1 protein-coding gene is annotated in these 798 nt (G+C 44.1%); it reads left to right on the top strand.

The annotated features are described in order from the left end of the window. Window positions 1–83: 83 nt before the first annotated feature. Complete coding sequence (locus A3738_RS07810) at window positions 84–638, top strand: sortase domain-bontaining protein (protein ID WP_068478700.1); 555 nt, start codon at window positions 84–86, stop codon at window positions 636–638. Window positions 639–798 lie beyond the last annotated feature (160 nt).

Here is a 798-nt window from a genome sequence, read left to right as displayed (position 1 = left end):
CATCGGTTTTCTGATCGTAGGGCTTACCGTTTTGCCTTTGCTAGCTTTTAACTTACTTGGTTTAAGTAAGAAGGGAGTACGCTATGAAACAGCCTAATAAACTAGCGCCATGGGTCTTAACAATTGGTTTGGCGTTAGGTTCGCTATTCGTTATGCAAGGCGCATGGATTCATGTAAAAGCGCTAACAGGGCAGTGGTTGATCGAAAACGCTTGGCTTAAAACAGAGCGTGACGGACGCAATTATAAACCGTGGCCGTGGGCAGATTTTTACCCCGTCGCACAGCTCAAAATACCATCCATCGGCGAGTCTTTGTTTGTACTGAATACACCCAGTGGGCAAGCACTCGCCTTTAGCCCTGCGATGACTGTGCATGTGGATGAAGAAACAGGCAAACAAATATTTCTCATCCAAGCGCATAACGATACGCACTTTAAAAATTTGCCATTGCTGGAGAAGGGGGCGTCGCTTCATCTCCAATCGCTAGAGTATGAGCAAGATTTTTCTGTGCAACATACCAAGCACGTAGATTCGCCAGTCCTGCAATTAAATCATGCGTTGGAGAGAGATCGTTTGATCCTCTCTACGTGTGATGAAGATGATTCTGAGAGCCGCAGATACTTGGTTTTGGGGGGGTGATCGCGATTTTCAATTTAATCGATATTAATGCTTTAGATATCGTTTAAACAGGCGAAATAGCACAAAAAGAACGTGCGTATAAGTTGTTGAAATAATCCAGAAGAATTCAAGAATATGCGAGGCACTCTTTTTAGAGGCTGTTCGTTAGTCAGCTTCCCTT

The organism is Oleiphilus sp. HI0066 (genome assembly GCF_001635725.1).
Note: the sequence above shows the minus strand (reverse complement) of the source record. Positions and strands in the feature narration are given on the sequence as shown.